Raw genomic sequence first — 7,592 nt, forward strand, 5'->3', positions numbered from 1 at the left:
TCATGAAAAACAGCTCTGCATTTTCGCGCGACCTGGCTTCGTCTCTGGTCGTTTTTCTTGTCGCCATTCCGCTCTGCCTGGGCATCGCCGTCGCCTCCGGGGTACCCGTGGCCATGGGACTTGTCTCCGGTATCATAGGTGGCCTCGTTGTCGGGCTTCTGGCGGGCTCGCCTCTTCAGGTCTCAGGCCCTGCCGCTGGTCTTACCGTCATCGTCTTCGGCTTCGTCGACCAGTATGGAATTGCCCTGCTGGGGCCGGTCCTGCTCGTCGTCGGTCTCCTGCAGATCATAGCGGGTTTCCTCCGGATCGGCTCTTGGTTCAGAGCAATTTCGCCAGCCGTGGTTCATGGTATGTTGGCCGGCATCGGCATTTTGATCATCCTCGGGCAGGTCCATGTTCTGATGGGCTCAAAGCCCGCGGCGGGAGGCATCGAGAATGTCACCGCTTTCGACGAGAGCGTCGGCAGACTATCGGGCGCCAGCGTGACCAACGAGGCCGTCGCACTGCTGGTTGGTCTCATCGCTCTCCTCGCGATGGTCTGCTGGGAGAAATTTCGCCCCAAATCGCTGCCACTCGTTCCTGGGGCGCTTGTCGGGGTTGCAGCCGCCACGGTCCTGACCACCGCGCTCGACCTCCCAATTGCCCACGTATCTGTGCCTACCTCACTCCTTGAGAGTATATCGCTGCCGACCGCTGAGAATTTTGCCAACTTGGTGCAGCCCGGCGTCATCTTGGCGACCCTGATGATTGCCGTCATTGCGAGCGCCGAAACACTTCTTTCGGCAGCGGCAGTCGATCGGATGCATGACGGCGGACGCACGCGCTTCAATAAGGAGCTGTTTGCCCAGGGCGTCGGCAACGGACTGTGCGGCCTGCTCGGTGCATTACCTATCACGGGTGTCATTGTCCGGTCATCGGCCAATATTCAGGCGGGGGCACGCACGCGAATCTCGGCAGTATTGCATGGCCTATGGATCCTGGGCCTGGTGGCGCTTTTGCCGGATCTTCTGGAAATGATACCGTTGACGGCGCTCGCCGCTGTCCTGATTGTCACCGGCTGGCGGCTGATCAGCCTTCATCATGTGCGCCACCTGTTCGAACACCATGGTCTCATGCCGGTCGGAATCTGGGCCGTCACAGTGGCGATGGTCGTCCTGCAGGACTTGCTGGTTGGTGTGGCGCTCGGACTTGCGCTGTCGATCCTCGAAGTTCTTCCCTATCTGCGCCGAAAGCAGGCGATCCGGCATTCCGAAGTCAACGGCGAAATACATGTTCGGCTGCGCGGAGCGGTCACCTGCAAGGACGTGCCAGCGCTACTTAATACGCTCGAAGGGCTGCCTGAAGGTCGTAAAGTCAGTATCATCGGCAGTCACCTGCATTACATTGATCACACGAGCGCGGAGACCATCAGCGAATGGCTCCGGCGCGAGACGAAATCCGGTCGAACGGTTGAGATCCACCCGCCCCAGGCAGCGCGTCATCCCCGCCTCAAGCCGCTATTTGAGCGATTCTCCGCCGAAGCCGCCTGATCGTCTTCGGGCGGGCGATTGCGTTTAAACGAGCAGGCCTGCTGTGTAATGTTGCAGAAAGATGAAGGCTCTTGAGCAGGGAACCGGGACCTTCTTCAGGCCCACGAGATCTTGCGCGAGATGTATGCTCATTTCACGAAGGCGGACCTCGACCGCCCATTGAAGCGATGATCGTTCATCGACGAACAGTGTTCGGGGTCGAGCCGATCTGCAGGCTACTGCCGATCGGCTCGTCAATCTGGTGTGAGACTTCAATGAGGACGGTAGCGGTATTCTTGGTGCCGTTAAAATGCGCTGAGGGTCAGCACGGCCGAGAACACCAGCAGGGTTGCGGATCCGCATCGCCGGGCCAGCAACGGCATTTGTTTTTCACTTCCCAGAACAATTCTGCCTGTCGACAGCCAGATCGAGGATGTAAAAAGGACGACGAAGGCGAGGGTCGCGGTGGCGGCTATCCCAGACACATCCTGCGCGGGGGCATCATCGTGAGCCCGATGATAAGTGCCTTGTGGCTTGGCCGAACGAATGGGAAGGGGTGCCTAGAGTTCGAGTCCACTCAAAAGCATAACGGCTCCAACACCGCACCACCAGGTAGCGGCCGTTGGCGCCTGAGAAACGGCTTGCCCTCGCTGCACGCCTTCTCTATTCGTCCAAAATGCCTCCTCCACCCATGACGAAACGCTTCCTTGTCAAAAGGAGCGCCAGCGTGACGGGGCGAAGTCCCTGCCCATCGACGCCGACGTCGTACTGGCGGGGAAGAGGCTTCAATCTGCCATGCGAGTGGCCATGCAGATTGATCGACTTCTTGCCCATCTGGTTCCAGGTTCGAAAAGCGTAATGGCACAGGATAAGATGACGTTCCTCGTGGCGGAGTTCCGCGTAATGCTGCACGCTTTCCCAGCCCGGCGAATTCGTGGTCGTCGCCGGGTCATTGTTGCCGATGATCAGGTGCTTTCGACCGTTCAACCTGGCAAGCAGCTCGGTACAATCGCCCGCTCTTGCCGACATGAAGTCTCCCAGGTGCCAAACCTCGTCGTCAGGCCCGACCGTTTCGTTCCAAGTGCGGATCAGGGCGTCATCGTGTTCGACCACGTCGGAGAATGGACGTCTGTCGAGGCGAAGGACACGCGGGTCGCCGAAATGAGTATCGCCGGTAAAATGGATCATGTGCAATAACTGGCGTCTGGCGTTCGAATGTCGATGCGAGGGTGCTTCATGAACAATACGGGCGCCCTACACGACTTCGAGCGGAAGCAATGGTGGGACGGGAAACTCGATGGCAATAGCGTCGCCGGGAACGACGACTCCGCCCTTGAGCACGATCGTCATGACGCCGGTCTTCCGAATGAGTTCGCCGTTCGGTCCTCTGCCGAGGACGGCTTTGAGAAGTCCCGGCTGGAGGTTGTCGATCTGCGAGCAGGGATTGCGCAGCCCCGTGACCTGAAGCTCGACGTTCGCACCGAGCTTCAGAACCGTTCCGCGCGGGAGCGCCAGAAGGTCGACGCCGCGGGTGGTAATGTTTTCGCCCAGGTCGGCCGGACCAACCTTGAAACCTTGATCGGCAAGCTCGTCCAAAAGCTCCGCCTGGATCAGATGAACCTGTCGCAGGTTCGGCTGACTGGGATCGGCCCGGATCCGGGAGCGGTGCTTGACGGTCACGCCCAGGTGCGCGTCGCCCTCGACGCCGAGACCCGCGAGGATGTGGATCTCATTCATCTGCCTCTTCGAAAACCGATGTTTATCATCCGTCGCGACTGCGATCACCTGTCCGCGGTCCATGCGATCCTCCTCAAATTTCACCGAGACGTTTCCATACCTTCATGTGCATCGCCGGGGAAGCCATGGCAGAATTCCTCCTGAAAATCCGGGGTCACGCTGCGGACCAAAGCCGATTCATCAGCCACGAGTCATCTTCACCAGGGACCGCACATCGATACGTTGAAGGTCAGGGCGAGGAATTTCCAGGAACCTGAATGTGAAACAGGCTTGTGCTCCTGGGCGCCAGGACAGCGAATATGGGGTGGGTTCACCGAAGAAGGCCGTCGACGTTGAATTCTTCCCAGCCGCGCAGCTTCGTCGCTGCATCGTCCGGATGTCGTTCGATCGTCTTAGAAGACTTGCCAGCATTCTTCAGAGATCGCGTCAGCTTCGCCTTGTATGCTGCCCTGCGTCGGTTCTCCGCGGTCGCCGCCAAATCCTCCTCCCGCCATTCATCGACGACGCCCCGATTGAGAAGGTCTTCCACGACGCGCGGGTCGAACACGTGGAAGGTGATCTTTCGTGCTCGACCGCGCAGTTTCACGGTGCGCGTGCCAGCGCTCGGCAGACGGCCGTCCTTGAGCCAGCGATGACGCTCGCTCGTCTTGATCGACAGGATATCCTGGATCTCGCGCGGGATTACAGGCATGCTTTCGATGTCTTCCAGCGCAGTGGCGACAACCGACGCCGCGCCATGGAATTCTGCCTTGGCACTTGCAGGCATCGCCAGCGTGAGTTCTCCTTGCTCGATATCCAGCGACTTTTTCGAAGCGATCGGCAACCGCGCCCGCAGCTCGAGGAGAATTCCCTTGACGCGGACCGAAGATCCCAGGGTCGCTGATGGCGGCAGCACCCACGTCCTGACCAGCTCCACATCGTTCTTTTCGTGTTTCGGCATGAACCCTAGATGGGATAAGCAGTGTTCCACGTCAACGAGTAGTATCACCAGGATAAGCCAACATCGGGATCGTCGTCGAAGCCATTGGGGGTGGCGATAGACTTCTTTCGCGAGCTCGGCCTCGAACTCGAAGGCCGCGCGACGATCGAGGGCGAATGGGCTGGTCGCGTCACTGGTCTGGGCGACCACCCACGATCGGTGGGTCGTAGGTGCGCTGGTAGGCATGCCATACCGCCTGCAGCGGTAGGTCGGTGGAGTCAGAGCGTGTCGATCAGCCCTCCGTCCACACGCATCGAAGCGCCCGTCGTTGCGGACGCCAAAGGGGAGGCCAGGTAGGTGACGAGGTTGGCGACTTCCTCCACGCTTGCAGCTCGTTGGATGATCGAACTGCCGCGGTGCTTCTTGACAAAGTCCGCCGCGACCTCCTCGATCGGTTTCCCGGTCTTCGCCCGCTCATCGGCGAGCATCGCCTCGACGCCTTCGGAAAGTGTGGGGCCGGGGAGGACGGAGTTCACCGTGACGCCCGTGCCAGCCATGCGCTTGGCAAGGCCGCGGGCAACGGCGATGTCTGCCGTCTTGCTGACGCCGTAGTGGATCATCTCGACCGGAATGTTGAAGCCGGATTCCGACGCGATGAAGATGACGCGGCCCCAGTCGATCTTCTGCATGCCGGGTAGATATGCACGTGAAAGCCTGACGGCGGACATGACGTTCACCTGCCAGTGACGGTCCCATACCTCGTCGTCCGCGTCGAAGAAATCGAGCGGCTGAAAGATGCCCGCATTGTTGATGAGGATGTCCACATGAGGAACTTTGGCGAAGAGTGCGTCGCATCCTTTAGCGGTTGCGAGATCGGCTGCGACAGCGGTCACGCTTCCCCTGGCACCTTCGCCTTTCAGGCGTTCGGCGGCATTTGCGGTCTTTTCTTCGGATCGTCCGTTGACCACCACGTCTGCGCCCGCCCTCGCGAGCTGGCGGACGATCGCGTATCCAATGCCTTCGGTCGATCCCGTGACTAGCGCGGTCTTGCCTGTGAGGTCGATCTGCATCTTCTGCTCCTGTGAGGTTGGATCACAGAACGTATGAACTGGCGAGCGGTCTCGCAACCGTCCAGGATGCGGATAATCCTTTCGGGTAGGGGAAGGAGCCGATCGAAACCAATCAGGTTTGTTACCGGGCGGCCCGGTCGGCCGCTTCCTCGTCTTCGCCGCCCGGTCTCCCAAGCCTGAAGGGATTGTCCCCGTTTATCGAGATCAAACGCGAAGATGGACAGTGAGGTAAACGAGCCTAGCATCGGCCCTCGCTCCAATTTGCCGTGAGGCTTCGCGAAGTATTCGTCGATTTCCGTCTTCACCTTTGCTCGCGTAAGATACTGAAGCTTCTGACGAAGCTTTTCGACGTCTTCGTCGGTAGCCGGGCCTGGACTGCGCGATCGCGGAACCTTTCGCGCGATCGTTCTGTGCTCGATTTGACCACAAGGCTGTTTGCGCTCGTCTTTAATTCTCTACCTTTATTCAAATAAACTGAAAAAACAACTTTGGATACACTTCCGGCGGAGCGTTATATAGTGGGAACTTTTGAATGCCTTTGGTGGTTATTTATACGGTCGCTCGGCGATTGTTGCTTACCCCAAGCAGACAACACTCCTGTGCGCCGGGCGGCCACTTCGCCCGAGCGTTTACTTGTTTGACTGAAAGCTCTCGAATGACTAGCGGACGTAATAATCGTGGGCAGGGAGACGTTCCCCCAGAGGCAGGCTTCGCAAATCGCCTGCTAGTCCGTATTACCCGCCTGCCTAGACCGTTTCGTCGGGCGATTGGATGGACTGTTTACCTGGCCCTCGTGCTGGTAATGTTCGCGGTGACCTTGTTGCCGGTTTGGTGGTCGCAATAAGTTCCCGACAGGCCATCGGCCGTTGTGCAGGCGAGACGGCGGTCCGTCTGATTCGCGGAGCTTCTTGCCGGGCGACTTGAATTAAACACAATCCGACGCTATTTAACGGTCATCGGCGTTGCTGGTGAGTGCTCCACGCGAGTGTTCGCGACTGCCGAAGTCGCTTATCTGCTTTTGACCACGGATGTACTGGCACTGGTGTGAAGAGCGATGTTGGAAAGGTCGGTGCGATTTCGCCCCGGCCTTTTTTATTTGCCCGTTGGGCGGGCAGGCAGGCGTTCCATCTAACGACATCAGTATCGTTGCCAACAACGCTGGCCGCGTCACCAGGGTTCAAACTGGGTCGACCCGGTCGAAAGTCGACGTTCCTACAGCGAGCGGGGTGGATCCGGTTGGACGACACGCTCGATCCATATTCCCTGAGCAGATCACGCAAGAGCGCGACGGGTACCGGTATCGGCGCGCTCTCGGTGGGTACAGGGACGTTGGACGTGTCTGGCGTTCGGAGGGATGGTGAGGTCGAAATCGGTTGGAGGGAGCAGGGCAGCCCCGTCGTCGAACCTCCCGCAAGTTCCGATGGGTTATGGCAAATTTCTCCATCGGGCAGTTTGGCGGTGTGAACGCCCGACAAAAAGGGTGCCCCGTCGAGAGCCTTCGGTCGCTTGCCCGATAAACGGTCTCACTCGGCGGCTTGCCGGACAGGGTATTCTTCTGGGAGCTCCGCCGGAGCGATGATCTCGAAGTCCGCGGGCATGGCGTGCTGATCGGTTCCCAGGAGCGCCAGCGTCCAATAGTCAGGATCCTCCCCGAAGACCGTAGAGACCCGAACGATCGTTGGTTGTCCGTCGAAATACTTCGAGGACTTCGCCCAGTAAAATGCATGCGGAACCAAACTCACTGCCATGACGCCTACTCCCGTGACCTGTGGACGATAGCAGAAAACCCAGAAATGAGAATGCCTGAGCTCGTCCAGGTCGTCATCTGGTGGAGAATGATCACCCGTCGACCGATCCGGCTTCCAATTCACGTCTTCGCACGACGACTTTCCGGCGCGGAGACGCGGCACGGCTCCGAAGCCGCTGTTCGTCGTCGGGCAATACCTTCAAATGGGCGGCTCGAGCTGCAGACACGAAAACTTGTCTCGCCCTCGTGGGCTGCAATTCGCCTTGAGGCGACCGCATACATGAGGCAAGCGCGTGCTGCCATGTCGGACCATTTAGATGCCTGGGCCATCTCTCCGACATCAAGATGCCCATCAGGCCCGATATCGTGGATGCCGTTGCGAAGTGTTCTCGATCGGGCGAAGACACGGCAATTTCCATGATTGGTATCGCGCTCACGTCGTGCATGATGTCACCGGGCCTTGCCCGATTTCAGCTCTGCGGCCACGGACTTTTTCAACGCGTCCATGATGTTCACGACATTCGAGCCCTGAGTGGCGTCCGGCTTGCCCTTCGCGGCCTTCTTGGCGGGCTTGAGAGCCCTCTTCTTCTCCGCAATGATCTTCAGCAGGC

At 59.2% G+C, this 7,592-nt stretch carries 7 protein-coding genes, 3 pseudogenes and 1 other annotated feature; of the genes and pseudogenes, 3 read left to right on the forward strand and 7 right to left on the reverse strand.

All coding sequences use genetic code 11. The features are described from left to right. Positions 1 to 2 precede the first annotated feature (2 nt). On the forward strand, positions 3 to 1,529 hold the full coding sequence (locus AC1D1Z_RS20250; RefSeq protein WP_018245215.1) for a SulP family inorganic anion transporter: 1,527 nt from the start codon (positions 3 to 5) through the stop codon (positions 1,527 to 1,529). Positions 1,530 to 1,555: 26 nt separating this feature from the next. Beyond that, positions 1,556 to 1,771, forward strand: a pseudogene (locus AC1D1Z_RS20255) (IS3 family transposase); the annotation flags it as partial. Then, positions 1,655 to 1,762: a sequence feature (AL1L pseudoknot), on the forward strand. Its footprint overlaps the pseudogene before it by 108 nt. A 400-nt stretch (positions 1,772 to 2,171) precedes the next feature. Here AC1D1Z_RS20255 and AC1D1Z_RS20260 read toward each other — a convergent pair. From AC1D1Z_RS20260 to AC1D1Z_RS20270, 3 genes are all read right to left on the reverse strand, one after another. After that, entirely contained in the window at positions 2,172 to 2,696 is a 525-nt protein-coding gene (locus tag AC1D1Z_RS20260; protein WP_018245214.1) for a metallophosphoesterase family protein, read from the reverse strand. Positions 2,697 to 2,762: 66 nt separating this feature from the next. Beyond that, positions 2,763 to 3,308: an MOSC domain-containing protein gene (locus AC1D1Z_RS20265; RefSeq protein ID WP_018245213.1), complete on the reverse strand. Its 546-nt coding sequence runs from the start codon at positions 3,306 to 3,308 to the stop codon at positions 2,763 to 2,765. A gap of 247 nt (positions 3,309 to 3,555) precedes the next feature. Next, entirely contained in the window at positions 3,556 to 4,185 is a 630-nt protein-coding gene (locus AC1D1Z_RS20270) for a hypothetical protein (RefSeq protein ID WP_018245212.1), read from the reverse strand. A 62-nt stretch (positions 4,186 to 4,247) separates the two neighbouring features. Between AC1D1Z_RS20270 and AC1D1Z_RS20275 the strand changes: the two are divergent. After that, a pseudogene (locus tag AC1D1Z_RS20275) lies at positions 4,248 to 4,371 on the forward strand (VOC family protein); the annotation flags it as partial. Between the two features lie 71 nt (positions 4,372 to 4,442). On the opposite strand, the gene AC1D1Z_RS20280 reads toward AC1D1Z_RS20275, so the two are convergent. The 4 genes and pseudogenes from AC1D1Z_RS20280 to AC1D1Z_RS20295 all read right to left on the reverse strand — a co-directional run. Continuing rightward, positions 4,443 to 5,234 (reverse strand): SDR family NAD(P)-dependent oxidoreductase, encoded by a 792-nt coding sequence (locus tag AC1D1Z_RS20280; protein ID WP_018245211.1) that lies wholly within the window; start codon positions 5,232 to 5,234, stop codon positions 4,443 to 4,445. A 1,523-nt stretch (positions 5,235 to 6,757) separates the two neighbouring features. Then, positions 6,758 to 6,982, reverse strand: coding sequence for a hypothetical protein (locus AC1D1Z_RS20285; RefSeq protein ID WP_018245210.1), 225 nt, complete (start codon positions 6,980 to 6,982; stop codon positions 6,758 to 6,760). Between the two features lie 91 nt (positions 6,983 to 7,073). Beyond that, positions 7,074 to 7,427: a DUF982 domain-containing protein gene (locus AC1D1Z_RS20290; RefSeq protein ID WP_077988347.1), complete on the reverse strand. Its 354-nt coding sequence runs from the start codon at positions 7,425 to 7,427 to the stop codon at positions 7,074 to 7,076. A gap of 4 nt (positions 7,428 to 7,431) precedes the next feature. Next, positions 7,432 to 7,592 (reverse strand): annotated as a pseudogene (locus AC1D1Z_RS20295) (non-homologous end joining protein Ku); the annotation flags it as partial.

Source organism: Rhizobium sp. P1_E1 (assembly GCF_056406015.1).

Excerpts from the sequence above, each read along its gene's own strand:
- AC1D1Z_RS20290 (WP_077988347.1), bottom strand. The coding sequence starts at position 7,427 with ATGCACGACGTGAGCGCGATACCAATCATGGAAATTGCCGTGTCTTCG.
- AC1D1Z_RS20285 (WP_018245210.1), bottom strand. The coding sequence starts at position 6,982 with ATGGCAGTGAGTTTGGTTCCGCATGCATTTTACTGGGCGAAGTCCTCG.
- AC1D1Z_RS20265 (WP_018245213.1), bottom strand. The coding sequence starts at position 3,308 with ATGGACCGCGGACAGGTGATCGCAGTCGCGACGGATGATAAACATCGG.
- AC1D1Z_RS20250 (WP_018245215.1), top strand. The coding sequence starts at position 3 with ATGAAAAACAGCTCTGCATTTTCGCGCGACCTGGCTTCGTCTCTGGTC.
- AC1D1Z_RS20260 (WP_018245214.1), bottom strand. The coding sequence starts at position 2,696 with ATGATCCATTTTACCGGCGATACTCATTTCGGCGACCCGCGTGTCCTT.
- AC1D1Z_RS20270 (WP_018245212.1), bottom strand. The coding sequence starts at position 4,185 with ATGCCGAAACACGAAAAGAACGATGTGGAGCTGGTCAGGACGTGGGTG.
- AC1D1Z_RS20280 (WP_018245211.1), bottom strand. The coding sequence starts at position 5,234 with ATGCAGATCGACCTCACAGGCAAGACCGCGCTAGTCACGGGATCGACC.